This is a genomic window from Candidatus Dojkabacteria bacterium (assembly GCA_030583845.1).
Classification (GTDB): Bacteria; Patescibacteriota; Dojkabacteria; order SC72; family JAHDCA01.
Genome location: CP129478.1, coordinates 736,137 through 761,622, shown reverse-complemented (window position 1 = coordinate 761,622; position 25,486 = coordinate 736,137). Strand labels below are relative to the sequence as shown.

Here is a 25,486-nt window from a genome sequence, read left to right as displayed (position 1 = left end):
CTAGTATACAAAGGTATACGCCTGACCGCTCCTACCGTTTCGGCCAGTACGCCCAATTCTATGAATATACTCGTCGTAGCTCTCCGGCTCATCGAAATTGATCACATGGGTGATATCTTTCACATCCAATCCTCGAGCGACCACATTGGTAGCGAGCAAGATCTTGACCGCGTTGTTGCGATAGTCTTGAATAATTCGCTTTCTTTTACTCTGTGATTTATCACCATGGATACCGGCGACTGCGAAGCCTCGATCACGGAGCTGTCGCTCCACCTTATCAACTTCGCGCTTTGTTTCGACAAATATAAGCGTCTTATTCACATCCTCGCGGTTGAGCATATCGTGCAGCTTCTCAATCTTATCCTGATATGAGGTCACTTTTACGATATCCTGCGCGACATTTTGCGCTGTCTGGTTCTCGCTCAATTTGATGCTCACAAAGTCTGATGCAAGTCCTGAGGCTATAGACTCAACTCGCTGGTCGATTGTCGCTGAGAAGAACAGTGCCTGTCGCTCCTGCGAGATCTGTGAGATCAAGAACTGAATATCATCTACGAAGCCCATATCGAGCATTCGATCTACCTCATCTAACACGATGTTGTTAAATTCATTGAGGTAAAGAGCCTTGCGGTCATGCATATCTTTCAATCGTCCCGGTGTACCGATCACGATCTCCGGTCTTCGCCTCAAGTAGCTGGCCTGACGGCCGATGCTCTCTCCACCAATAACGCGTGAAGTTCTCAACTGTGTATTTCTTACCAGTGAAAATGCCTCACTCTCGATCTGCATTGCAAGCTCTCTCGTAGGAGCAATTACCAACAGCTTCTGATTTCTGTCTGCCAGCATCTTGTTAACAGATGGGATCAAGAAGGCAGCGGTCTTGCCCGAGCCTGTGGATGAGATTCCAAGCACGTTTCGACCGGCCATAATCTCATTGATGGTCTTCTCCTGGACTTCTGTCGGTCGACTGTAGCCCTTGCTCTTAATATTTGAGTGAAGGGATGGATGGAAATTGTAAGTATCAAATGTAATATCGCTTACATACGGCTTTGTCTCTGTGATTACAGCTTTTGACACATATCGGTCATGGCTTATTGGGGCTCCCTTAAACCTGCCACGTCCACGTCGACCACCACCATATCGGGATCTTCCACCGTAGCCGCTTCTGCGACCCTGGCTGTAGCCGTTTTGGCCATAGCCACCTTGGCTATACCCACCACGGTTGGAACCAGATCTGCGCTGGCCTCCATCTCGTCTGCCACGGTAATTACCGCGCTGAGAGTCTCTACTTTCGTAGTTCATAACTTTATCCGAACAAATTTAATATATTTGCATCGGACAAAATGGTAATAGCGGCAAATCAGAATAGAAGTGCAGACCTTTTATACGACGCAAGCCAATCTAACTGGCTCACTTAATTACTTATCTTTTGGAAATTCTTTAAGCCTTTTAGAGGGAGCAGAGTATAGCATATTGTGAGTGATTTGAAAAGCGGCGGCAGCTCGAATGTGAGTTTAATGGGTACTGAAGAGAAATCCTCTCGTCAGGATTCTCTTGTCATGCTCCATTAGGAAGTGACTCATCTGCTTAAGCTCATCAGCCATAGGCCTAGGTATTTGATTCTCAGGTACCTCATCCCAAAGCCTTAATATACCATCGATCTGCAGGCAAAGAAGGCTCAGGCAGTATACTTTTATCTCTTCAGATATTGAATCTGATCCATTTATAGAACTCCATACTTTCTTAGTTTGCAATAGAGTGTATGTAAAAAGTACTTTAGGAGGGGTAATACCATCATAGACATTCCCTTTCCTTATCCATTTGGTGTACCAATAGAAGAAGTCAATTGGATTTTCTATAAAATCTAGAACCTTAGCGACGACAAATTCCTTTGATACATTGACTGGGACTTCCTTCTCAAAGCTATCGGATACCTGTCTAAATTGTAAAAGAAGCTTATAATCCTCTTCTGACAACATTCCCTTTGCGACAACTTCCTCCGACATTTTTTCATTTACCCTCCTATTGGGTTTATCAGACTTCTCGACATTTATCACATCGTTAGCCTTCCCCATCTCACCAACATCATGAACCCAGAGCGTGCGCGTTAGCGTGTCTCCATCCATAGGAGGAATATATATCTCTGTGGCCAATATAATCAATCTCTCGAGATGCATATACAGGTTATCCTTAATAAGCCCCTCTGGGATATATCCTGGGGACACATATCTCTTGACTATATGCATTTCCGAAACTAAATGGACCAGATCATTAGGGATTAACGACTTAAAGTCTTTCGGTGTAATTCCATATAGCTCTTTTAGTAGCTTCTGATTCTTCGTCATTCACTCAAAATAGCATTATCACTTATCATTGGATATAATAAATATATGATAAATAGTGATAAGCTCCTCACAATTAAGGAGGCCGCTCTGTACCTTAAGGTTCACTGGCAGACTATACGCAATTATATAAAGAATGGCGACATAACAGCTATAAAGTTTGGACATAACGTTAGAATCCACCAGTCAGAGCTTGATAGATTTGTAGCAAATCAAGAACCAGTAAGCGAAGAGATTACAATTGAGCTACGTTATAAATGTACTGACCTCATAACCATTGAAAACATATTAATTAAGATAGGGTCAAAACTACTCTACAATGGTGAGTTAACAGATCACTGGTATGTGCCAAATGATATAAACGATAGTACTCATACGAGTATCTGGTTTGAGACCGGCAAAGGACAGGGAGTAAGGATACGTGAGCAACGGATTGGTTATAAGGACAGCATTATTACGACTCTCGGTGTGAAACGACTTGCAGAGCCATATAAAAAGGAAACCACTCTAGAAAAAGAGATTGCTGTTGACGATTATGAGAATACTCATAGCCTTCTAACCCTTATGAGCTTTAAGGAGTTCGTAACAATAGTGAAGACCCGAAAACTGTACAGCTACGAACAATTTGAGATTACTATCGATATGATCAGGGATTTTGAAAGTGGGTTGGAAGTTAAAACAACCTCTGTAATCTCTGGGTTGGAGGCTAAGGATAGGATTCGTAAATTTATCAACAGAAGCGGACTAGACAAGTATCTCGAAGAGACGGAGATGAGTGTCTCATCTTTAGCGATGCGAAATTTCGCCAAATATTAGCAGTTATCACATATCTATCTCCAGATTGTGTAAGATATTATAAAGATAAGGCTTTAAAAAGATCCAATTTACGACTACTACTCAAAGAATATTTTCTGCTTGTGCTTGATTAGAGTTGCCCTCAATAGTCCCATAGTGTACAATTCACTCTTCTTTGATTAAGTTCCCTCAATACATGAATAAAGGCCGTTTTCTAATTACTGCAGCGCTGGGTATTGCATTGGCTGGCTGTAGTGACTCACAACAAAAGCCACCGAATCAGCCGGCAACAGAGTTAGGCGAGCAGTCAACAACTGAACGAACACATTATAGTCAAACCGCTATTGACTGGTTTGAGGCCAACCCTAACTACACCGAGGTTCTCAGCCCATCTGGGCAGTTCAAGCTTCACATACCAATATCCGCAGAAGGCACTGAGCAGACAATACTTTCTGCCGAGCAGATTGCAACAATAACTGAGACTGCAGACCATTTTAATAGTTGGCTCAAAGGTATGGGGTTTGCTCTCACTGCCGACCAAGATGGCACAACCAAGATTTTCATCTTACATGATCAAGCAGTGAGCGGCAGTGCAGCTTTCAAAGGCGAGCCTGGCGCATATGGAGCCGACATCACTTTGTCGCTAAACGAGTTTGCCATGGGGGATATCATACAGCATGTCCTTGTCCACGAACTAGGCCATAGATACCTGATGCAATATGGACCACCATTCCACGATATGTCAGCAGGGAATGAAAACGGCCAAGAGTCTTGGAGCACAGCTATGACGATGCTATATATGATGCAAGTTGAATTGAACTACCTGAATAAAAGCCCGAACTACCTGAGATACTACGATGGCTTATACAACACAGTATGCAACGAGTCTGGATGTGTTCCGCGTACTGACAGCTTCGCATATGCAGATTATGGATCCTGGACAATCTTTGTCGATGCTGCTTACTCACGTGGTACACCTGGTATCCCTGATATTAAGACGCTGTTGCAATATCCATTCCTCGCTCAGTCTTACTATCAGATGGGTTATGTAAATTATCTTTTGGCAGCTCTGAAAGAGCTCGCACCAGAAGACCATATATTTCAAAGCGCAACCACTTTAGAAGAGTTGCATGCAATTCGTATAGCACTACATCTGCAAAGAAACCTATCGCCTGATAGGTGGTGGTATCCACCATTGGAGGAACCGTTTTCAGTGATCATGCCTGTGCTCTCTCCTGAATGGCGTTCGGATGGAGTTTACCAAGTCACTTTGCCAGCAGAGCGTAACGGGATAGTAGATCTAGCCGGGTTGCAGGGATTGTATTATTCAGGAACAGATCCGGAAAATATCGTCGTAATCGTACAACCGGAAGGAGTGAGAATATTACGCTATGGTGAAGCCTTCAATTTGCCAGCGCAAGTGAGAAGCTACTTGATTGTGTACAACACTTCGGATGTGCCAACAACCACAAATCTTATACTCGCCCCATCGACTAACTAGTTAGCAAGCAGAATTGTATCCGTACAACCCCTTCCCGATTCAAGAAACTCTCCAACATAGGGTGACTCAATCACCTTGCCAAACACTTCCTCTTTAAAAAGCTCAATCGCTGCCTTTGTATCGTCAAGAATATCAAGAGAATCGAGTTGATCTAGTCCAACCCAGCTTATATCGCCTTCATTGCAAGGGGGTAGATCGGCATGTGAATAGGTCGCATCGAAATAACCGATCTCATAGCCATTCTCCCAGTAAGTGCCTTTTCCTCCCTTGAATGTAAATAAGCCGATCATTCTGAACTCTTCTATGTCGCTACTCTTTATTCCGGTTTCCTCTTCAAGCTCTCTCAATGCACCCTCAGGATAATCCTCACCAGGCTCAACGCTCCCCCCCAATCCCTGTGCATCGGTTCGGGGCAAAGCTCATCCAGGAGGCTCTTTTGAGCAGCACCAGCTTTGAATACTTTTTGTCTAGTAGGAATACTACAGTAAATCTATTCATCGCAGTCGAGGCAACTAAGCCGAATTCTCCATCCCCTCAACCAACTTCCGCTCCGGCAAGGATGCTGCCGTTATAAACATCAATAGCCCAATAAAGCCCACGCTCAACATTGTAACCCTAAATGCATTTGTGCGCGCGCTATCATACATCTGCAGTACCTGCTCTTCAACTTCTGGGTCTAGATCAGAGAGCTGCTCTTCGATTTGAGAATTTGAAAGGATCTCCACCCCATCATTTACAGCTGCCTGGGCTTTCTCACGGATATCAGCAGGCAGGCTTGTGTCGGCATTTAGCTGCTGGGTTAGTGAAAATGAAAGCGCTACAACTAAGACCGATCCAAGGATTGCTACACCAAGAGAATTGCCAAGCTGCTCAAGAGTGCTGGTAATTCCAGATGCCTCGGCTGTCTCCTTCGGCGTGACCGATGAGAGGATCAGGTTCACGATCTGTGAGCCAATCAACGCGAGGCCAAATCCAAATACTATCAAGCCGAGCCCGATCTCTGCAGGCTCGCTACTATTTGTAACCAGAGCCATTAAGATCACCGATCCAGCCATCACTATCAGTGCTCCAAGCCGCACAATATTTTTCGGCAGATATTTCTTGGCCATGCGCACACCGATAAACGATCCGATCACCAGGCTAATTGATAGCGGTAACAAAGCTAAGCCAGTCTCAAAGGCCGATATCTCAAAAGTCACCTGCAAGAAAAGCGGCATCGAGAAGAGTATTCCAGCTACGAGAAATACCTGCATGCTCCTTACCTTCAAGCCTGTCACAAAATCACGGATTTTGAACAGCGCCACATGCACGAGCGAAGGCTTCCCTTTCTCAAGCTTGCTGTTCTCTACATGGATAAATAGCATTAGCAACACCAAGCCGAGACCTACCAGCCATACGACCGGCGAGAGCCCCAATCCCATTTCAGTAATATTTATGCCGTTAATAATCACCGGCTGCTTTGCCATAAATGCACCGTAGTCTGAGATCATCAAGATACCAAGCACAATCGAAACCATGGCTCCAGCCTGAAGTACGAGTCCCCACCCATCGATACCGACCTTCTTCGTAATCGCTTTATCTTTAGGTATATAGTGATTCATCACCAGGATGAAGAGCAGGAAAGCTACCTCCATACGGAATGCCCATCTCCACGAGAAATATGTCGTCAAGAAGCCACCGATCACTGGCCCCAATGCTGCAGCGATTGCATTCACTGCCGCCATTGCGCCATATGCCTTCGCCCTAGCCTCCCCATGCAGTACAGCACGGATAAGTGTCTGCACATTTGGCAGCATCATCGCCGCCCCAAACCCTTGTATCAGACACCATCCAAGTATGAATACCCCCAGATTGTTGCTAAATGAAGCAGTGAGACTTCCCGCGATATAGATCAGCACACCCGTCATAAATGTCTTCTTCATGCCGATAATGTCGGCAAGCTTCCCGCCGAAAAGCACAAACGCCGCCATCATGAGTGCGTTTAACGCGATCGCTGTCTGGACGCCAGTTACTGTGGTGTTGAGGTCTTGGACGAGAGCCTGGATGGAGACATTCATTATGGTGTTGTCGAGGACAACCACGAATGTTCCAAGGGCCATTACGATTGTGAAGATTTTGAGTTTCTGGTTCATGTGAGTACTATTTTACTCTATCAAGGGCGAAGGGGGTAGGTATGGGTGCGTTAAGTGATTTACTATGCATAAATATTTGATATGACTGGCTAGAATCACCACCTGTGATAATAGGTGACATCAGTCAGGAAGCTGATACGGCGACAATTCTGTTAAAAAAATGTACTATATCTCATATGGAGATAAGACTCTCAGAAGATCCAATCAACGATTACTACTCAAAGAATATATTCTATCGCAATGTGCGCCATTTGCACTATCCTATCTGGGAAGAAGGAATTACCGAGTACAAAGATGCGTCATTAAATACGAGTAGAGTTGTAATTAAGGCTTTGCAGGTGAAGGATGGGGACAAGGTGCTTGATGCAGGGTGCGGTGTCGGGGGGACTTCATTGATGATCGCAGAGGGATTTGATACAGAGGTTACTGGGATAACTGTAGTACCTTCACAGCTTTCGCTTGCTGAACAGTATGCAGCTGGTTCACCAGCAGCAGACAGAGTTAAATTTCTGTTACGGGATTACACCGACACGAAATTTGAGGATGGTTCGTTCGACAAGATTTTTGGCATAGAAAGTGTTTGCTATGCAATTGATAAGCGGGATTTCCTGAAGGAGGCGTACCGACTACTCCGACCAAAAGGCAGGGTAGCAGTGCTGGATGCGTATAGGATCAAAGAGAAGCTCTCCGTAAAAGAGGAGAAAGTTTATAAAGAATTTCTGGATGGGTTTGCGCTGGATAATCTGGCGTTTAAGGAGAGATTCCATGAGGATATGGAGTCTGTGGGGTTTAAGGATGTTAAGTTTGACAGTAAGAATGAGGGGGTAAAGAAGACTTTAGATATCTACTATCGATATGGGACAATCATGTTGCCTGTGATCTATTTGCTGGAGAAGGCTAGGCTGACCTATGGATCGCTTGGACATACGGTGTCGGCGAGGAATAGTAAGTTTTTGATTGAGAAAGGTGTGCTGGAGTATGGAGTGTTTTCGGGAGAGAAACCACGGTAGTAAGAGTTCTTTGCGATGATGCGGTGATTAGTAGGGAGAGGCTTAGCGAGGGGCTTTAGAGCGAGTCTGTGTCGTAGTACTCGAATGTGTAGAGTGGGAAACCGTAGCCAACTTCACTGAACTCAACACGGTACTTAAAGTAGTGATCTATTTCCTTTTGTTCATATGAAAGCTTCTTGAGTTCTCCGAGTAGATACTTCAATTCAGCTCTTTTTCTAACTATCTCTTTGTCTTCATTGTACATCGCCTTAGCACGCGGCCTAAGTCTTCTGATTTTGCCCTTCCGAATTCTGATGTCAATGAATAGGAAAGCCGAGATAATCAGTATGAAATTTAGTATCAGCAGACAGGCGTATGGGACTCCAACGTGCTCAAATGAGGTCGAGCTTGCGATCAGACCGATTAAGAGGGTACTAATTAGCCAGGACAGCACGAAAGCAACTATCAGACCGCTGCATCCAAGTAGATTCGAGACTGACTTAGACCATTTCGGCTTCCCTGCTAGCTCAGTCCATATTGACCTATTAATTTCTTTTTGGAGTTTGATGTATCGGCCTTCTATCTCACTGAGTTTTTTCGTAGCAGGGGTAATATCCCGTTGCAAATCACAGCAATATTCTTCGTACATGTCGTCCTGCTTCCACTCTTTTTTGGTGAAATCACCGTCCATCTCCTTCCACCCAAATTTACCCCACACCTTCAGGTGATCTGAGATCTTCTCCACCTCATCTACTAGATTGTACTTTTCGTATTTCATCTTTTCTCCCATATTTCTACAAGTTGACTTTCTACAGCTGCGATTAATAGAATCTACCCACACTTTGCTCCGATATACACTATCTCCCACAAGATCTTATCCGGTGACTCAAACATAATCTGGTAATAGGTCTCACCCTCTTTGCTTGCAAACTCTGGTCTGTGCAGTGGCGTACCGAAAAGCATCTTCACACCGTTACTTTCTAGGTGAGCTTGAATCTGGTTGATATCGGCTTGATTCTCGACACGGATAGCGATGTGGTTCATCCCTCTTGCGTCGTAATCAGTATCCTCTTGATGATCAGCGTGTATAAACCAGAGGTCGCCGTTGGTCTCACTTCGAAATCCGATTGTGGATTCTGGTTTCTCAAAGATCACGCTCCAGCCCATGAACTCCATTAGCTCTTTGTAGAAGTCTCGGTTGGCGAAGTCGATGTTGAGTTGGATGTGATAAAGGTGGCTTTTCATGTTTCTCAAATGAAATTACTTAGCAACTGCCATTAACTCTTTATATAGATTTTCCTCTATCTCGATCTCCCCTCTCTTCATAGCTGATTCCATAACCTTATTACCCCGCTCGCCTGGAATCAGGATCTCATCGACACCTTCCAGCTTTCTCGCTGATTTCACATTTGCTACGATCTCTGACACCCTCTTTTTGAAATCATCTTGAGTCAAGAAGATTGCCGGGTCAATCGCAATAACCAAATTTCCAGCATTTTCACTATCATTGTTAAACGAATCTGCATTTACTAATGCCCCAGCGAAGATCTGCACTATTAGTGCGAGGCCCGATCCTTTATGACCACCAAAAGTTTTTAATGCACCGGACATTATTTCTGCAGGATCGGTCGTTTCCTTTCCGTCCTTATCATAACCAGTACCCTCTGGTACATCTTTCCCCGCCGTTTCCGCTTCAATTAAACCGTAATAGGCCATAGTTGAAGTAGACATATCCAAAATGATCGGGTCACCCTCTGTCGGGATACCGTAAGCCATTGGGTTTGTGCAAAATTTAGCCTCAGTTGCGCCGTATGGTGCGGTGGTCTGAAATGGAGCTGAGGCAAATGCTATACCTATTAATCCCTTCTCGGCTATCCTGTTTACGTAGTAACCTATCGCCCCTGTCGAAGCATCTCCATTGTAATTACCCGCGATTCCAATTCCTGACTTCTCTGCCTTCCCAATCGCAATATCCACAAGCATATCCATTACAACCATTGCATGGGTACTATTACCATTTACTAATGCTGAGACGGGAGTCTCTTTTTCAATTGTTGGAGCTACTCCTTCAGGATTGCGAGGTATACCGTTTCCTATCAACTTTACTACCCCCTGGTTGTTTCCTCGGAGCTGGGCAAATAGGAGGATCTTCTGGATGACTTTCGCTTCTTCTTCCGAGTATCCATATTTGAGCAATGCCTTAGATACGAGTGATTCTAAATCCGTAAGTTTGACCTTCATTGATTAGAGATAATAGTTTATGTGGATCCCAGCCAATTATAAACCAATTGGCTTGGCAAAGACAGTGTGTTAGATAGAAAGCTGAGAATCACTACGTCTCATTTCGGTATCTGCTCACTGCGCTCGCAGACCTCAATCGACTCAGTATGACGTCACATCTGCCACTCATTACATTTGTGGGATGCATCCTCACGAACCGATGGTTTTGAATGAGATCACTCTGCAGAAGTAATATCTGGGAATCAACAGGGCTTATTCAAGTTCCTCCAGCCTATACTTCCCCTGATACCTGTAGTTTTTATCATAGCCTCCATAAACCCCTTGGGAGTGTGTTGTTTGAAAAGTTTCAGCGTCAGCCCCGACTACTACCGATCCGAGATAATAGACTTGATTTTCGTCTTTTGCATATCCCGACCAATTTGAATCGCTAGTATAACCAAGCAATTCAAATGTACACGGATCGCTATCGTCGAGAGGTTCAAAATCTGCCCTATTCATGCCTGTTGTATAAACATTAGATCTATCCCTATAATAGCCGCCACCAAGCTCTTCAAATGCCTCTGCATCTACACTTGGGACTACTATACCCTCATAATAAACATGGCTCTTATCTTTCGCCAAGAGATATGTATTTAGAACAATAAATGTATCAACATCCGCCTCACTTATTACTGTTTCCGAAGGTGTAAGATCAGCTTCTTGCGAACCGAAATAATATACGCCATTCCTATCTTTAAAATATGTCTGTATATTGTGCTGATTTTGTACAACCGCAAAGGTTGCAGTATCAAAGCCAGGTATTGGCCTAATATCTACTTCACCATCAGAGAAGCTGACGTAATAGACTCCGTTTTTATCCTTAATATAACTCGCAGAAAGAACCTCTACAGACTCCAGGTTGATTTGATCTACTATGCTCAGGTTCTCTCCAGTATCGTAATACAAATTTGTATTATCCTTATAATAATTCCAATACAGATTTGTGAAGCTTTCCGCATCTGCTTCCTCTACAACAATATATGTTGAGTAATTCGAGCTACCAGGATCATATTGCCATTTATATACATTGTTTTTATCTACAATAACGTGTGTTGAAATCCTTTCACAGCTAGCAGTATCTAACGATGCGATACTAATCTCCGGGGAAAATTGGCAGTCGGATGGAGCATATTTGCGTGTAAAATCTTTAGCGATAGTTTCACTTTCTACACTTTGGCCATCTGCCTGCGGCACGATCGATTCTGTCTCGTAGACCGAGCAGCTTTTCTTCGTCTTTATAGAAGTACTCTCTTGTGGCTTCTCAGGTTTATTAAAGTAGAGATCTCCCAGAGGAGTAATTATCAATGCAATGAATACGAAAAGTGCGGCGAAGATTAGTAGCTTCTGGCTTCTGTCTAAACTTGATATCTTCCCATTTGTTCGAGAAACTCTTTTGGATAGATTTGAGAATATATTCATATATCTAAATCTTCATTATTATTTCTTGCATGCGTGGGATGCGTCCTCACGAACCTTGGGTTCAATTTCACTCATTCATTTTGTAATATCACCAATGGTGGTATTACAAAATGAGCCAGCTGGGAATCGAACCCAGAACCTAGCGATTAAGAGTCGCTTGCTCTACCAATTGAGCTACTGGCCCACATACAAATGGGGTTTGCCTGTCCCGCTACGCTAACTTATCGCCTTAGAAAATCTTTACAGATGTACTAAGCATATTATAAGCTGGCGTGGCGGGATGGTCGTAGCAATTATATAAGCATTTTCCGCTTTATTCAACAGCTATTTCAGAAGTTGTATACTGATACTAGTATGATCAAAGCGAAGAAAACCATAATCGCCTTTTCCGTTCTGACAGTTCTGCTTGTTGGACTATTTACGACATATCTATACCTCACCACCCGCACCGACACATACATCGGCAGATGGTTTGCCTGGAAGGCGTCAGATGTTGAGGATTACAAGAAATTCCCTGCAGCTACCTTTATAGCAAGCGACTCACCCTACTACCTTGAGGTAGCAGATGATCAGTCACTTGGCGAGCAGAAATTTGAACAGCAGGGGAGCGAAGTCGAATTAGACCGCCTCTTGGAGGAGAACGATACTACAGCCTTCATTGTGGTCAAGGATGGCAAGATTATCTACGAGGAGTATTTTAATGAATATGAGCGCACCTCAATTAACACATCTTTCTCTACTGCGAAGTCAATTACTGCCCTAATGATCGGAGTCGCAATCGAAGAGGGTGCAATCGAAAGCCTAGACGATCCTGTTACGAAATATCTACCAGAGCTTTCAGACACCGACCCAGATTATCAAGATGTGACAATCGAGGACCTGCTCTCGATGAAATCTGGGATCGAATTTGCGGATCACGATCTCCCTTGGGGAGATAAGCCGAAAGCATACTACCACCCAGATCTCCGGACTCATGTCATGAGCCTGCAGGTCACAGGTGAGCCGGGCGAGGAGTTTCAATACAATAGCTACAACCCGATCCTTCTGGGCATGATCTTGGAGGAGGCTACCGGGATGAAGGCGTATGAGTATTTCGAGCAGAAGCTTTGGAGCAGACTAGGCATGGAGTATGAGGGCTCGTGGAGCCTCGACAGTGAGCAGGGTGGTATGACAAAGATGGAGAGTGGCATCAATGCTCGTGCAATTGATTTCGCCAAGCTGGGAGTACTGGTGCAAGACAAAGGCGAATGGGATGGTGAGCAGCTGATCTCATCTGAATGGATCGAGGACTCGATGGAAATGAATGAGGTGAATGCGGTGCCTGAGTATGGTGATGATTTACACTACAATCGCGGATGGTGGCTCACTGATGCAGAGGATGATCTGGACAGCGTCGCTGGATGGGGACATCTTGGGCAATATATTTATGTTTTCCCTGAGAAGAATATGGTGATAGTGCGGTTTGGTACTGGGCAAGGGGATCTGGCTTGGGGAGAGCTAATTGAGGATGTGGCCGCAGCTGTTGAATAGACTAAGCGTGGAGCACCTGCTCGATTACTCGATCTAGCAGCTCGCCCATTCTACTTGAGCCGATAGGGATTTCATTAATTCTGATGTGCGATGCTCGCGAGACTTCATTAATATTTCTGGCGCAGTTTTCGCAAATCACCTTAAATGCATGTGGATCTAGATAGTCCTGCTTACCAACTTTCTTGCCGCAAACATTGCACAGGCTCATCTCATTAATATATCCCAGGTTTTGTAGGAACTTTATCCTGAAGCGGTTTAAATCTTCCGCTTTAATACCTTCACTTATCACTCCAACCGCCATCTCGAATATCTCTTCTTCAGGCACGGCTTCGGGAAGAAGCTTATTTAAGACAAAAAGCAGCCGCTTCGCACTATCCATATCAATATCCTCTGGCGGCACCAGCACGACCGCATTAGATTCTTTCAAAATCCCCAGGTTCTTCCCTTCAAAATATGTGATCTCAGTCACCGACAAGGTCTGCATATTGCCGCGATTTTTGCTGGTGATTTTGCGAATGCCTTTGGCGATGATGCTGAATTTCCCTCTATTTCGGCCGAAAACTGTGAGGATCTTATCCGCCTCTGAATAGTTTACTGATTTAATGATTATGACCTGATCTTTTAACTGATTCATTGCCCGCCGCGCTTGGATAACGTCTCTTTCGCTATCGCATCAACATAGGTGCGGAACTTATTTTCGAAGCGTTCGTAGGAGAATTCCTGTGCGTGTGAGCGGATTACATTTGGCTTAAAGCCATGAATTTCAAATTCATGAATTGCATCTACTAGGCCTTGTGCCGTGTAGTCGTCGAAAAGTATTCCTGTACTGCCGTGCACAACCGTTTCGGCTGCACCGCCACCATTGAATGCAATCACCGGACAGCCTGCGGCCATTGCCTCGATAGGCACAATGCCAAAGTCCTCGTCTTTGACTGGGAAAACAAGCGCTCTCGCCTTTTCAAGTAGCTCAAGCTTCTGCTCTTCCGATACAAACCCCATTATCTCTATTAAGTCTGTTGCTTCAAGCTCTGCGACAAGTTGGCGCATACGCTCGATATCACTGCCTGTTCCAGCAATTTTCAATTGGTGCTTCAAGAATGCGCACGCCTCGATCAGCATCTCGATCCCTTTGTAGCTCTCAATCCGGCCGAGGTATAGGAACCACTTTTCTCGCGACGACATGCTCTTGGTGAAGCGGATATGGTCGAGCTTGACTGGGGGGTAGAGAACTTCTGAGTACTCACCATAGATCTTGGCGACACGTGAGCGGACATCGTTTGAGATCGAGGAGATATATTTGAATCTCTTTACTGCTGCCTTGTCGATTGATTGCCATTTTGGGTGCAGCTTATCTTCTATTGATTTGTACGCTTTATATGTTGGCTTTGGTAAGTTGACGGTAGAGCGGGTATCCATCCAGAGAAATCTTGGCGGCGTCATGATATTTAAGACCTCGACGTTGTTATTTCTGAGTGTGATCTGCTTCTCGAACTGATCCGAGATAACCCAGACGAGGTCGTAGTTCTGGATTACCATCTTCTTATAGGCCTTTGGAAGGAGCGGAATTAACTCCTGTCTCAACTTCTTCTTGAGTGGAAATTTTTGGAGGTAGCTGGCATATACTTTTCCTTTTATGCCGAGCTGGTCGGTAATCTTCTTGTCGTACCAAGCGGTATACACATCGCTATTCGGATAAACTCGTATCATATCTCTAAGCATCGCCTCTGCCCCACCCCATGTATATAGCGGATGTATAACGAATGCGACTTTACTTTTCTTCTGCATATAGCTTTAACTGGTTGAGGTATTTAATGAAATTTTTCTGAAACTGGCTTTCTGAAAAGCGTTTTGCGTTCCGAACTATCTCTTTTTCATTATATTTTAGCTTGCTGAATTTGGCGAGTTTTTCGCATAATTCTTCTTGAGACTCGAAAAATTCACCAGTTTTGCCTTCTACAACGGTTTCTTTAACTCCGCCTTCGCGAAGTGCGACTTGGGGTGTACCGAGTGCCATCGCCTCAATAGGCGTATAGCCGAAATCCTCTACCCCAGGGAATATTAGGGCCTTGGCATTTTTATAAAGATACTTCAATTCGAGATCATCTACCCATCCTAGAAAGTTAATGAATTTACTATTGCCGGCTTTCTTCTCAAGATATCTTCTGTCGGGACCATCGCCGACAATAAGCAAATTCTTACGAGCTTTTTTGCATGCCTCAATCGCCCAGTCGATTCGCTTATAATCGTACAGCCTTGAAACGACCAGAAAATACGATTTTGGCAAATATTGATTAGGCCTTCGCATTTCATTGCCAAACCAACACTCATCGATTCCAGGATATAGCACCTCTGAATCGGCTCGATATACTTTGCGCACTTTGTCTGCAATATATTTCGATATCGAAAGGTGCAGGTCGGCACGCTGGAATGCTGCAATATCCCAGCTACGCATATAGTTCGCTATAAATGGTGAAGCGAGCTTGTAGAAAAATCGAAAACGTGACCCTCGCACATTGCTTTCCTGATCCCACAGCGACCTTTGCGGCGTCAGTATAATCGAAATATGCGGCTGATCTACTTTTGTAATAACACCCTTCGCTGCTCCAGCACTTAATGAAATTACCAGGTCATAGCCTGTAAAGTCGAAACTCTCAAATGCTAGCGGCGTAAAAACATTGTAGTGGCGATGCAATGATCTCACAAACGGCATCTTCTGGATAAATGAGGTTTTGACCTCATAATTTTCGGCGAAGGTTCCTTGGTAGGCTTTTCTATTATAGTACGACGTAAAAATCGCAGCTTGCGGGAAAAGCTTTAAGAGCTGCTCCATAAGCCTGTCGCTTCCACCTGGAGTTGCCATCCAGTCGGTTACAACGGCTACACGTATCTTTGAGAATTTGGCTATAGGTTTTGACTTCATTTAATGAAGTTTACCACAGAAACCACTATATACATGGAAAAATTGCGAATACTAAAGAGAAGGTAATTCCCCGTCGTCGTCTGAGAAGTCATCCAGCTCAATATCACCAACTTCGTCATCCTGATCAAGAAGTGCAAGTGCATCAGCCATATCCACATCTGATACCGCAGAAGTAGCATCTCCTGAAGTGCCATCATCTGGGAAAATATCAAGCAACGAGTCGTTTGCAAATGCGACCACATCCTCTTCAATATCTTCAAAACTGCCAAGCTCTCCTGCCACTTCCTCCTCCTCATCATTCTTTTTCTTCGCAGCGCTATACCCACTACCATCCTGAACCAAGCTATCATCCACATCAACAGCATCTCCTAGATCATCAATAAATGTGGACGAGGACTGCTCGGTCTTCTTCTTCGTCTTGCCAAGTCGTGTGAGATACTCATCAGCCTCTTCGCCAGACTTTTCTACCACCTCAACAACCTTAAGCGACGCAGGACAAACCATATAGATACGGCTATCCTCATCATCTGGATCGGCATTTACTGGGGCGAAAACAACGAATTGAATCCCTTTCTCGTCGGAGAGCTTCTTCATCGACTCATCAACTGTGGCCGATTGCTTCTCCTTCGGCGAGATTTTCTTTGCTTTTGGGGCAGTCATTAAAAAACAAAGTCGAGATTAAAATTACCAGCCTTGAAAACCGGAGCTATTCAATATTAGAAATTCCTCGCTCCAAAGCTTTTATTTATAGTTCAGAATAATATAGGCAAATAGTCCTGTCAATAAACCCTGTAGTACGAGGCTTTCTACATTAGACCATTTTCCGCAAATGTGATATTAGGAAGGTAATACTTAATATTAACCACAACTGAAGTGATATACCTCTTCATCACGCTTATAATACTTGCTCTTCTTGGCTACCACTCAAAACATTTGTTTGCCCTTATTAAGTTCAATTCTCGAACTAAAGGAGTTGTAGATACTTATGTGCGAATGCTTGTCGGATGTCTTATCCTTTCCATTATACTAATTCTTTCTGCTGACAAGGTTGTCGACGCGCTCCAAACATTAGATGAAAATATTGAATCCCGCGCTGAGGTAGTAGTTGAATTTTATGAGGCAAAAATGGAATCAGACGATAGCGGGGGTAATGTGGAATCGGTAATTATTTTCTATTATTTCCTTTTAGGCGTTCTCGGTATTGGTGCTATCTTTGTAGGGAGTAGTTACAAGCAAAGACCTCTCAATGAAGATGACGTAGATCTATCCAGTTTTCTGAAGTCTCACCAGAGCGGTGATAAACTTGATCGTGATGAGGTTAGAGACAAAGCACTAGCAGCTATCCAGAACACTAGTAAGAGTTCAGTCGCTATCACTGGAGGATGGGGTACCGGGAAGTCATTCGTCCTTGCTGAGATGATCAAGGGATTGAAGAAACCACAACAGACCCAAAGCAAAAATGTAGTTATATACGCATCTTTCCTAGGAGCTACCACCTACAACGACATACTTTCCATGATCTTAGAGAAAATTGCCTTAGAAATAGAGCGAGAAACAGGATTTAATCTCTATGCCGACCTAGCAAAGTACGGAGAGCTAATCTCAACGATACAACCAGAGTACGGGATCCTATATAAAGTGATGAGTACTATGCTCCCGCGCAAGTCTTCGAGTGACATACAACGGCGAATAAGCGAAGTAATCGAGGCATTTCATATTGATCTGTATGTATTCCTTGATGACATCGAAAGAGATGTGCGCGCTCAGTACCTCGTTTCCATCCTCAAGATTGCTAAAGACCTTTCACAGTTCAACCATCTTACTGTTGTAACTGCATTTGACAAACATATGTTAAGCAAAGTAATTGGAAAGATGCTCACGAAAGACGAACAAAAGTGGGTTATGGAGGGAGAAGCTTTCCTCGGTGGCACAAAATTTTTTGACGATATAATCCCTCTGCCCTCCCCTACAAAAGAACGATATACAGAAGTGTTTCTCGATGAAGCACAGAAACTACTGGGTGTACACTTCAATACAGAGGCTGCTACTGAGCAGTATGGCATCTTGCACGACCACCTTTACGAAAATGATCAGGATAGTATTGCCCCGTTGAGTAACATAAGAAGTGTCTATTACGCAAGAAATATTGCGAAGGATTACTTAGAATTTACGGAGAAGTCGCTGACCCACGCAAGTTTTCTTGAGAATCGAAGCTTTATACCACTGATTTTTCTACTGTCACTATTTAAGGCTATTAGCCAAGTTAGCCCAAGAACCGCTAAGTCTCCGACTGTTTGGGAGTCCTACGAGCAACAGATTCAGCAAGGGAATTATGCCAGCCAGACAAAAGGATTCTCCGACAGCCTTGACGGGTTGGGGCGACTTGTCGCGAAGATAAATGCATTGGTCAAAGTAAGTGAAGATCGGTCGGAGCTTTTCATTTCCGAATTTGTATCGCATGAATCTCCTGTGTAAGGCTACAATCCCTTGCCGTGACACTTCTTATACTTCTTCCCGCTACCACACGGACAAGGATCATTTCTCCCCACCTTCTGGTCCTGACGTACCACAGTTTTCTGCTTTGAGGTCTCACCAGGACGCTCATCTTTGCGTGACTGCGCCGCATCTCGCCTTACTGCACGCACTTTAGCATCCAAGGCGCTGCCTGCATCACTTTTCACCGATCCGCCACCGATAGCTCCCACAGTCTCATGAATCGCTCTTGCCTGAGCTACACTTTCATCCCGTTCCACTACGCGCACTTTATAGAACCTATTTACAACTGCATCGTCAACACTGCTCAGCATCTTCTCGAACAGCTGGAATCCTTCATTCTTATACTCAACAAGCGGATCTCGTTGAGCCATGCTTCGCATGCCTACACCCTCTCGTAGGTCACCCATAGCATCCAGATGCTCCATCCAGAAATTGTCGATCGACTGCAAAATGAGCAATCTGCTGAGCTCCCCAACAGCTTTCGGATTAATTGCATCGATATGCTGTATAAACCCTACAATTACTAGCTGCAGCAATAGATTTTCTTTCTCAGCGGCATCTTTCCTCGAATCTACATCTTTGAAGAAATCTCCGAAATCCTTGTAGCCTAATGCTTTAGCGGCGCTCTCAGTAATTTCGTCAGTCATCAGTGACTGCACCTGAGCAAACGTCTTTCGCTCCTCCTCATTGTCAATCTTCATATCATCTTGCAGCTGTGCAGCGACGACATATCTCACATGATCTACAATCCTTTTCAAGATCCAGAAATTTGCAGGGCGGTGAATCTGCGGATATTTCTTAAACTGATCGACCTCCCAACTTTCCTTGTCTTTTAAGGAGAAACCATCAATATCCTCCAAGATTGCATTTATATCCAGCTTTTTCAAAACCTTCTCATCGATCTTTACTGCTTTTATCTCTGCCTTATCGCCATCCTCAATCACAGAGAGCACTCTCTTCCTCAATCCATACACAATGTCTCTCTGCTGATTAAGCACGTCATCATACTCAACCAGTCGCTTTCTGATGTCGAAGTTGTATGCTTCGACCTTCTTCTGTGCGCTCTCGATGATGTTTCCCAGCATACCTGCCGAGATCGGCATATCATCATCCATGCCGATTGAGCTCATGATTGACTTTACTCTCTCACCTGCGAAAAGCCGCATCAATTCATCTTCAAATGAGACATAAAATCTCGAAGTTCCTGGATCACCCTGTCTTCCTGATCGACCTCGTAGCTGGTTGTCGATTCGCCTAGACTCATGTCGCTCTGATCCGATCACATATAGACCGCCAAGCTCTTTAACACCTTTCCCAAGTGCGATATCTGTACCACGACCGGCCATGTTTGTAGCGATAGTGACAGCACCGAGCTGGCCAGCATTCTGGACAATCTTTGCTTCTCGCTCGTGATTCTTTGCGTTCAGCACCTCGTGTGGAATTCCCTCCTGGTCGAGCATATTCGAGAGGATCTCTGACCGCTCAACTGACGCAGTACCCACAAGCATCGGCTGTCCTTTCTCATGGTGCTCTTTGATATCATTCACAATTGCCTTGAATTTCCCCATCTCGCTGCGATATACCAGGTCATTCAGATCTTCCCGCACCACAGGCCTGTTAGTTGGCACAACCACAACATCAAGCTTATAAATATTTGAGAATTCCTCGGCCTCAGTCAAAGCTGTAGCAGTCATACCGGACATAAAGTCGTAAAGCCTAAAATAGTTCTGAAGTGTGATAGTAGCAAGTGTTCGAGACTCGCGCTTTACCTCTACTCCCTCTTTCGCCTCGATAGCCTGATGCAGACCTTCTGAATAACGCCTTCCTGTCATTGCGCGTCCTGTAAACTCATCCACAATCAGTACCTCTCCATCGCGGATAATATACTCGTCGTCGCGGACATAGAGCTCTTTTGCCTTCAATGCATTTTCCAGATGGTATGCGAATTGAGAATTTTCATAAATGTTGTCTGTCTTCAGCAGCTTCTCTAATCGATCTATTCCAGCATCATTTAGAGCTACGGAGTTGGTCTTCTCGTCAATTGTGTAATGCTCGTCCCTGTTAATCTGCTTAACTATATTAGCAAACTGCTTATAAAGGTCATTTGATGCTTGCGCGCTTTGCGAAATGATCAACGGAGTTCTCGCCTCGTCAACCAAGATTGAGTCTGCCTCATCCACAATCGCGAAATGCAATCTCCTCTGAACCCTATCACCCAATCTTCTAGCCATGTTGTCACGGAGGTAGTCGAAGCCAAACTCATTATTAGTCCCATACACCACATCACATGCATACGCCTCCTGCTTGCTCACCTCTATCAGATTGGTGCCGTCCATCATGTCGAGCTTGAGCCTTCCAGCCTCTTTCCGCTTCTTATCTCGTTCTTTGATTGCGTTCTTGGCATCGTCGCCTTTGCGCTCGATCGCCTCCTCATCTGATACGAATTTGTATGTGGCGCCATTATTTACTACCGCAACACTTATGCCAAGTGGATTGAAGATATGCCCATTCCACTCACCGTCACGTCTTGCGAGGTAATCGTTGACTGTAATCAGATGAGCGCTTCGACCAGTAAGTGCATAGAGGTAAAGAGGTAGGTTTGCTGCGTTGGTTTTTCCCTCTCCAGTGAATAGCTCGGAGATCTTGTTGTCTGCGAGAAAATAGCCTGCCACCATCTGCACATCGAAGTGCTTATGGTCCGTGTATCTTTTGGCCGCCTCACGGACAATTGCGAATGCCTCCGGAAGTAGCTCGAACAGCTCTGCCTTGACCTCTTGCTTGTTAAACTCCGAATCCCACTCTAGCTTGTTTATATCCACTCCCAGTTTTTTGCGGAATTCCGTGGTCTTTGCAGCAAGCTCATCATCGGACAGCTTTGAGCTCCAATCCTCAAGCTCATTGATCTTATTAATTATGGGCTGGATTTTCTTAATCTGCTTATCGTTTGAATCGAACAGCTTCGATATTAGGTTGAACATTTTTTAGGAATATTTGAAGTAGAACTTTGTGATTATATCACCTGAGGCTTAAGTAATCTTTAACTGTAGAGCTGCGCGGTTTTCTGCAGATTTTAATTTATTTTAATAATTTACTGAGAGAATCTGAGTAGGTATAAATTTGAACTGGAAAATATGCTCAGATCAATATTGATTACTGCCATTTCTGCCATCCTTTACCTAATCTGCGCGGGGGTTGCGAGCGCAGAAGATCAACGCTTCATCCTCTACCCCACACAAGACACGCTCACAAAGCGCTGGTATCCGACATCTTCTTCGTATCTCACACGAGATCTCTCGGTAGGCTACGATGGTGTAATACCGCGACGAGAAACACGTACCTATCTCAAGTTTGACTACTCGGTTATCAGGGACGAAGAGGTCAGACAGGAGAATCTGGTTTCGGCAAAGCTGTATCTGTCAGAATACAGGGATATGGCCGGCGAGGAGTACACTGTGGAGCTGTTTGAGACAGCGGCTTTGTGGGAAGATCGCAATCTGAATTGGAGCAACCAGCCAGCTCTGCCTGATGTGCGATATCAGCAGGTGGTGAATCAGAATATTGGTGCAGGAGTTGAGGTCTTTGATGTGACCGAGATCTTTCGCTCGCAATTTGCCGATGAGAGCCGGTGGCCGCGAGGCTATGGCATCAAGGTGCTAGATGAGGCTCTCCCTGGTGCACTCTTCTGGTCGAAAGATTGTGTGAACCATCTGGATTCACCGCGTTGCAATCTAAATCAGATCCCTTATCTCGAAGTTGTGTATGGTGAGGAGCTGCCTGTCGCTGCTGCGACAGAACTTACTCCTGTGGATGGGTTGCATAGCGCGGATCGGAATATCCTATTTGAGTGGAAGCATGAGCAGCAAGATGGCGTGGAATATCAGCTGATGATTAGCCGGAATAGCTCAGCTGTTTATCAAAGCGAGTGGGTCGAAGCAAAGTCGTTGACCTATCAGTTCGAGCGTGAAGGTGAATATGAATGGATCGTGAAGAGCAGGAGAAGAAATTCCGACCTCGTATCGGCAACAGCACCGAGTAGGCTCACTCTCGATTGGAGCTCGCCAGGCGCTGTTCGAATCCTTTACCCAACGAACGGGCTGCTTACAAACAAGCATGTAGTCCCTGTCGAGCTAAGCGGCATGGAGGCTGATAGCGAGTATAAGCTGTATATAAATGAGGCAGAGATTTCACTCCCGGTGAGCAGTGTGAACACAGATAAGGAGGGCGAGAACTTGCTGAAGGTAGTTGGTGTCGACAGTGCGGGCAACAGCTCTGAGTCGTCGGTTAGTTTTATAACCGACTGGACGCCTCCGTCTACTCCAGTAATTGAACTCTTGCCAGACGTGCTGGCTAAAAGCATCAGCGCTAAGATCTCAGTGGATGCTGATAACGCGGTGAGAGTACTCGAGAATGGTGTGATAATTAAAAACATTTCTGGTGGTGAGTTGAGTCAACCACTTTTACTGGTCGAGCAGTGGGAGCCCGGGAAAGAGTACTCGTACAGTGCTTCTAGCTTGGATGCTGCGGGTAATCAGAGTGAGCGATCAGTTCCAATCAAATTTGTAGCTCCAACCGAGGCAGTGCTCGGAACTGAATCCACAGCTGAGGAGCTGAGATCTGTTCTTGGATCTCCTCTCGCTAGTCGTAGTAGCACAGCCAATCGGTGCAAGGTTGAGGCCAACCTAGATCTGAAAACTCTTCGTGTTGTTTCCTGTAAGTTTGGCGCACCAAATCTCAAGCAGGTGAGTCAGATAAAAGTGGATCAGAAAAACTACTGGATTAATGCCGTCTCACAGTTTAAAAGAAATGTGACTCTGGATATTGATTATTATAAGTGCAAGATCCCACACGCTTTCACCACATTCTGCCTACCATTTAAGGATAGCTCTGAAAAAGTCATAGTCACAAGCATCGGAGCTGCTAAATTAGTCCTAAACAATAAAAGTACTCGCGAGTATCAATCATCCAATGTCGATGAAAATATACACTCGCTTTTCTCAAACGGCGAAACATATAAAGGAAAAGCTGCTACTATTGCATTCGAACTTAATCTCGCGACACGAATAAAGGGTGGCTTCTGGCTGCAAATCAACGGCACTTCTAAAACTTCTAATAGCAGCACTATCAACCAGATTGAGGATAGGACATTGATCGAGAAGTATTTTAAATACCCGTTTGCCAAAATGATTGGAGTAACTCAATGGTGGGGCAAAACTGCCTTCAATGACCACCACACCGGTATAGATTTTGGCAGTACGCGCGAGAAACTCTTTGCCACCGCTAATGGGAAGATCGGATTTGTAGGTTGGGATAGCTACTACGGCCCATGTCTATCCGGTGGCAATATATTAAGGATTGATCATGGTAACGGCATGAGCTCACTCTACTTTCATCTAGAAAATTATAAAAAGGCCGGTGGAATTGATTGGAGAGTTGGTGAGAATATCAAAAAGGGCGACCAGGTTGGAGTAAGCGGCAACAGCGGTGCATATAATTGCCAACCTCTCGCATACCACCTCCACTTCGAGCTGCGCAAGAGCAAGGATCAAAAGGATAACACTGACCCAGTGCCACATTTGGATGTTGACTGGAGCAAGATCCCGACTCTTGGAGCCAACGCAAATCCTGGAAGATTGACAGGAAATAATCCACATCCAAGTTACTAATCATGAGAAGATTCAAGCTATTAATTATTTCGCTATCATTATTCCTTCTGTTCGCTCCAGCTATACCGATTGTGTGGTTTGTCGGAAAAGGTAGGAATGAGCCAGAGTCGAAACCAAAGATCCTGCTCTACCCTATTGGTGAATTTTCGAGCGTAAGCCTTGTTGAATGGATAGATGAAGAGCTTATAATCCACACACCCACCCTCCTGGCTCGACATGATCCGAAAAATAGAGTGAGTAAAATTCTAGCTGAACATCCAGAGGGTGAGGTTGCAGGCTACAACGGTCGTGAAGTTTTCTTCTGCCAATATAGCAACTCCGTTATATTCTCTCCTGATCAGTTTGCGACTAGCATCACGATTTTAGATTCGGAACGGAAGAGTATCGACACTATTGAGCTTCACCAAACTGTCAGGCCACTCAACTGCTCACCTACCTCTATCTTGCTGACAAACAATTATCACGGAGCCCCAGAGAAGTATTACCAGTACGAAGGCGGTACACGACAGCTAGCCGAAGCAAAAACACCTGGAAGTGATGTAATTATTAGTGGCCAGGAGGAGACAGAGCTAATGGTCGGTAATCAAAACATTGGCCTGCAGATGCCGAATAACTTCAAAGCCGGCTATCCTTCGGCAGATGCCAAACAGATTGCCCTAATTGATATGTCCAGGAATCTCTGGATCGTAGAAATAGTCTCGACTGCTTTCGAAAAGAGCTCTTACTTAGTTATGCCTGTCTCATCTGACACTGATCTTATCGCACAGGCCAAGGAATGCCAAGCCGTTTTAACGAAATATCCCTCTATAAGTCACAGACTCCTACTATCCTACCAATAGCAGCAACATTATCCCAACAATCGACATTGAAAGCCCAAACTTCAAGAAAACCGAAGCAATGAAACCAACCACGGTGCCAAGCCCAGACTTGAGTGCTGCCTTGATCTCTTTCTTATCAATCAACAGCTCAAATATCACCACACCAACAAACGGCCCCACAATTACACCGACGAATCCTCCGACAAAGAAGCCGACAATCATCCCCAGTATCGCCCCAACAATCCCCCACTTTCCTGCGCCAAACTTCTTGGCGCTGAAAGAGCACGATCAGGTTGTCCAACAAAGATCCCTGCGATCGCCATAAACAAAAATAGAATAATCCAAGGCCAGCTAATCTCGTCGAATCTATTGATGAATGCAGCAAGCAAAGATGCAAGAAACACCAGCCAGATGCCTGGTAGATTGATAGCGCTAAGTACAAGTCCCGCTACTACCAACAGCGCGACCAGCACGTAACCGAGCAGAGCCAAGATTTCAATTACCATTGAATTAGAAGAGTTAATCTCAAAATCAGGTCAATTATACGTGCGACCAGCATAAGAAGCCACTACCTTGTTTTGCGCTTTTTGCGGCTCTTTGC

Annotated in this window: 22 protein-coding genes and 1 tRNA gene; 7 read left to right on the top strand and 16 right to left on the bottom strand. The window is 44.7% G+C overall.

Going from position 1 to position 25,486, the window contains the following annotated elements; all coding sequences use genetic code 11:
• Both QY318_03480 and QY318_03475 read right to left on the bottom strand, forming a co-directional pair.
• Positions 1-1,302, bottom strand: coding sequence for a DEAD/DEAH box helicase (locus QY318_03480; GenBank protein ID WKZ30884.1), 1,302 nt, complete (start codon positions 1,300-1,302; stop codon positions 1-3).
• 212 nt (positions 1,303-1,514) lie between these two features.
• Positions 1,515-2,345, bottom strand: a complete 831-nt coding sequence (locus tag QY318_03475) for a hypothetical protein (GenBank protein ID WKZ30883.1) — start codon at positions 2,343-2,345, stop codon at positions 1,515-1,517.
• A 45-nt stretch (positions 2,346-2,390) separates the two neighbouring features.
• On the opposite strand from QY318_03475, the gene QY318_03470 reads away from it, so the two are divergent.
• The gene (locus tag QY318_03470) at positions 2,391-3,158 is read left to right on the top strand and encodes an excisionase family DNA-binding protein (GenBank protein WKZ30882.1); all 768 of its coding nucleotides are present in this window, start codon (positions 2,391-2,393) and stop codon (positions 3,156-3,158) included.
• A gap of 175 nt (positions 3,159-3,333) precedes the next feature.
• On the top strand, positions 3,334-4,638 hold the full coding sequence (locus tag QY318_03465; protein ID WKZ30881.1) for a hypothetical protein: 1,305 nt from the start codon (positions 3,334-3,336) through the stop codon (positions 4,636-4,638).
• On the opposite strand, the gene QY318_03460 is transcribed toward QY318_03465, so the two are convergent.
• Positions 4,635-5,054: an NUDIX hydrolase gene (locus QY318_03460; protein WKZ30880.1), complete on the bottom strand. Its 420-nt coding sequence runs from the start codon at positions 5,052-5,054 to the stop codon at positions 4,635-4,637. The two genes, QY318_03465 and QY318_03460, sit on opposite strands and share 4 nt — an antisense overlap.
• Before the next feature lie 96 nt (positions 5,055-5,150).
• Positions 5,151-6,770, bottom strand: coding sequence for an MFS transporter (locus QY318_03455; protein ID WKZ30879.1), 1,620 nt, complete (start codon positions 6,768-6,770; stop codon positions 5,151-5,153).
• 176 nt (positions 6,771-6,946) lie between these two features.
• On the opposite strand from QY318_03455, the gene QY318_03450 reads away from it, so the two are divergent.
• Complete coding sequence (locus QY318_03450; GenBank protein WKZ30878.1) at positions 6,947-7,780, top strand: class I SAM-dependent methyltransferase; 834 nt, start codon at positions 6,947-6,949, stop codon at positions 7,778-7,780.
• Positions 7,781-7,835: 55 nt separating this feature from the next.
• On the opposite strand, the gene QY318_03445 is transcribed toward QY318_03450, so the two are convergent.
• The 5 genes from QY318_03445 to QY318_03425 form a co-directional block, all read right to left on the bottom strand.
• Positions 7,836-8,537 carry a hypothetical protein gene (locus tag QY318_03445; GenBank protein ID WKZ30877.1) on the bottom strand — a complete coding sequence of 234 codons (702 nt, stop codon included), beginning with the start codon at positions 8,535-8,537 and terminating at the stop codon, positions 7,836-7,838.
• A gap of 53 nt (positions 8,538-8,590) precedes the next feature.
• The gene (locus QY318_03440) at positions 8,591-9,004 is read right to left on the bottom strand and encodes a VOC family protein (GenBank protein ID WKZ30876.1); all 414 of its coding nucleotides are present in this window, start codon (positions 9,002-9,004) and stop codon (positions 8,591-8,593) included.
• Positions 9,005-9,019: 15 nt separating this feature from the next.
• Positions 9,020-10,000, bottom strand: a complete 981-nt coding sequence (locus QY318_03435) for an Ldh family oxidoreductase (protein WKZ30875.1) — start codon at positions 9,998-10,000, stop codon at positions 9,020-9,022.
• A 252-nt stretch (positions 10,001-10,252) separates the two neighbouring features.
• Positions 10,253-11,458, bottom strand: a complete 1,206-nt coding sequence (locus QY318_03430; GenBank protein ID WKZ30874.1) for a DKNYY domain-containing protein — start codon at positions 11,456-11,458, stop codon at positions 10,253-10,255.
• A 111-nt stretch (positions 11,459-11,569) separates the two neighbouring features.
• Positions 11,570-11,642 (bottom strand) — tRNA-Lys (locus tag QY318_03425).
• A gap of 170 nt (positions 11,643-11,812) precedes the next feature.
• Between QY318_03425 and QY318_03420 the strand changes: the two genes are divergently transcribed.
• Positions 11,813-12,988, top strand: a complete 1,176-nt coding sequence (locus QY318_03420; protein WKZ30873.1) for a serine hydrolase — start codon at positions 11,813-11,815, stop codon at positions 12,986-12,988.
• 1 nt (position 12,989) lies between these two features.
• Here QY318_03420 and recO read toward each other — a convergent pair whose 3' ends face one another.
• The 4 genes from recO to QY318_03400 are packed head-to-tail and all read right to left on the bottom strand — an operon-like array spanning position 12,990 to position 16,568.
• Positions 12,990-13,622: a DNA repair protein RecO gene (gene recO, locus QY318_03415; protein WKZ30872.1), complete on the bottom strand. Its 633-nt coding sequence runs from the start codon at positions 13,620-13,622 to the stop codon at positions 12,990-12,992.
• A complete protein-coding gene (locus QY318_03410; GenBank protein WKZ30871.1) occupies positions 13,619-14,773 on the bottom strand; it encodes a glycosyltransferase in 1,155 nt (384 codons plus the stop codon). The genes recO and QY318_03410 overlap by 4 nt, the downstream gene beginning before the upstream one ends.
• Positions 14,757-15,908, bottom strand: a complete 1,152-nt coding sequence (locus QY318_03405; GenBank protein ID WKZ30870.1) for a glycosyltransferase — start codon at positions 15,906-15,908, stop codon at positions 14,757-14,759. Before QY318_03405 ends, QY318_03410 begins: the two co-directional genes overlap by 17 nt.
• Positions 15,909-15,959: 51 nt before the next feature.
• Positions 15,960-16,568: a hypothetical protein gene (locus tag QY318_03400; GenBank protein WKZ30869.1), complete on the bottom strand. Its 609-nt coding sequence runs from the start codon at positions 16,566-16,568 to the stop codon at positions 15,960-15,962.
• A 213-nt stretch (positions 16,569-16,781) separates the two neighbouring features.
• Here QY318_03400 and QY318_03395 point away from each other — a divergent pair, with 213 nt between their 5' ends.
• A complete protein-coding gene (locus QY318_03395) occupies positions 16,782-18,383 on the top strand; it encodes a P-loop NTPase fold protein (GenBank protein ID WKZ30868.1) in 1,602 nt (533 codons plus the stop codon).
• A 2-nt stretch (positions 18,384-18,385) separates the two neighbouring features.
• Here the strand turns inward: QY318_03395 and QY318_03390 are convergent, their stop codons facing one another.
• Positions 18,386-21,382 (bottom strand): SEC-C metal-binding domain-containing protein, encoded by a 2,997-nt coding sequence (locus QY318_03390; protein WKZ30867.1) that lies wholly within the window; start codon positions 21,380-21,382, stop codon positions 18,386-18,388.
• Between the two features lie 153 nt (positions 21,383-21,535).
• On the opposite strand from QY318_03390, the gene QY318_03385 reads away from it, so the two are divergent.
• Together QY318_03385 and QY318_03380 are read left to right on the top strand one after the other, a co-directional pair.
• The gene (locus QY318_03385; protein WKZ30866.1) at positions 21,536-24,067 is read left to right on the top strand and encodes a peptidoglycan DD-metalloendopeptidase family protein; all 2,532 of its coding nucleotides are present in this window, start codon (positions 21,536-21,538) and stop codon (positions 24,065-24,067) included.
• 2 nt (positions 24,068-24,069) lie between these two features.
• Entirely contained in the window at positions 24,070-24,906 is an 837-nt protein-coding gene (locus QY318_03380; protein ID WKZ30865.1) for a hypothetical protein, read from the top strand.
• On the opposite strand, the gene QY318_03375 is transcribed toward QY318_03380, so the two are convergent.
• Positions 24,892-25,107, bottom strand: coding sequence for a DUF456 domain-containing protein (locus QY318_03375; protein ID WKZ30864.1), 216 nt, complete (start codon positions 25,105-25,107; stop codon positions 24,892-24,894). The genes QY318_03380 and QY318_03375 overlap by 15 nt on opposite strands.
• Complete coding sequence (locus QY318_03370; GenBank protein WKZ30863.1) at positions 25,104-25,391, bottom strand: hypothetical protein; 288 nt, start codon at positions 25,389-25,391, stop codon at positions 25,104-25,106. The genes QY318_03375 and QY318_03370 overlap by 4 nt, the downstream gene beginning before the upstream one ends.
• Positions 25,392-25,486: the final 95 nt, after the last annotated feature.

Bases quoted from the DNA above. Each gene is read 5' to 3' on its own strand.
- QY318_03480 (WKZ30884.1), bottom strand. From the start codon at position 1,302: ATGAACTACGAAAGTAGAGACTCTCAGCGCGGTAATTACCGTGGCAGA.
- QY318_03475 (WKZ30883.1), bottom strand. From the start codon at position 2,345: ATGACGAAGAATCAGAAGCTACTAAAAGAGCTATATGGAATTACACCG.
- QY318_03470 (WKZ30882.1), top strand. From the start codon at position 2,391: ATGATAAATAGTGATAAGCTCCTCACAATTAAGGAGGCCGCTCTGTAC.
- QY318_03465 (WKZ30881.1), top strand. From the start codon at position 3,334: ATGAATAAAGGCCGTTTTCTAATTACTGCAGCGCTGGGTATTGCATTG.
- QY318_03455 (WKZ30879.1), bottom strand. From the start codon at position 6,770: ATGAACCAGAAACTCAAAATCTTCACAATCGTAATGGCCCTTGGAACA.
- QY318_03450 (WKZ30878.1), top strand. From the start codon at position 6,947: ATGGAGATAAGACTCTCAGAAGATCCAATCAACGATTACTACTCAAAG.
- QY318_03445 (WKZ30877.1), bottom strand. From the start codon at position 8,537: ATGAAATACGAAAAGTACAATCTAGTAGATGAGGTGGAGAAGATCTCA.
- QY318_03440 (WKZ30876.1), bottom strand. From the start codon at position 9,004: ATGAAAAGCCACCTTTATCACATCCAACTCAACATCGACTTCGCCAAC.
- QY318_03435 (WKZ30875.1), bottom strand. From the start codon at position 10,000: ATGAAGGTCAAACTTACGGATTTAGAATCACTCGTATCTAAGGCATTG.
- QY318_03430 (WKZ30874.1), bottom strand. From the start codon at position 11,458: ATGAATATATTCTCAAATCTATCCAAAAGAGTTTCTCGAACAAATGGG.
- QY318_03420 (WKZ30873.1), top strand. From the start codon at position 11,813: ATGATCAAAGCGAAGAAAACCATAATCGCCTTTTCCGTTCTGACAGTT.
- recO (WKZ30872.1), bottom strand. From the start codon at position 13,622: ATGAATCAGTTAAAAGATCAGGTCATAATCATTAAATCAGTAAACTAT.
- QY318_03410 (WKZ30871.1), bottom strand. From the start codon at position 14,773: ATGCAGAAGAAAAGTAAAGTCGCATTCGTTATACATCCGCTATATACA.
- QY318_03405 (WKZ30870.1), bottom strand. From the start codon at position 15,908: ATGAAGTCAAAACCTATAGCCAAATTCTCAAAGATACGTGTAGCCGTT.
- QY318_03400 (WKZ30869.1), bottom strand. From the start codon at position 16,568: ATGACTGCCCCAAAAGCAAAGAAAATCTCGCCGAAGGAGAAGCAATCG.
- QY318_03390 (WKZ30867.1), bottom strand. From the start codon at position 21,382: ATGTTCAACCTAATATCGAAGCTGTTCGATTCAAACGATAAGCAGATT.
- QY318_03385 (WKZ30866.1), top strand. From the start codon at position 21,536: ATGCTCAGATCAATATTGATTACTGCCATTTCTGCCATCCTTTACCTA.
- QY318_03380 (WKZ30865.1), top strand. From the start codon at position 24,070: ATGAGAAGATTCAAGCTATTAATTATTTCGCTATCATTATTCCTTCTG.
- QY318_03375 (WKZ30864.1), bottom strand. From the start codon at position 25,107: ATGATTGTCGGCTTCTTTGTCGGAGGATTCGTCGGTGTAATTGTGGGG.
- QY318_03370 (WKZ30863.1), bottom strand. From the start codon at position 25,391: ATGGTAATTGAAATCTTGGCTCTGCTCGGTTACGTGCTGGTCGCGCTG.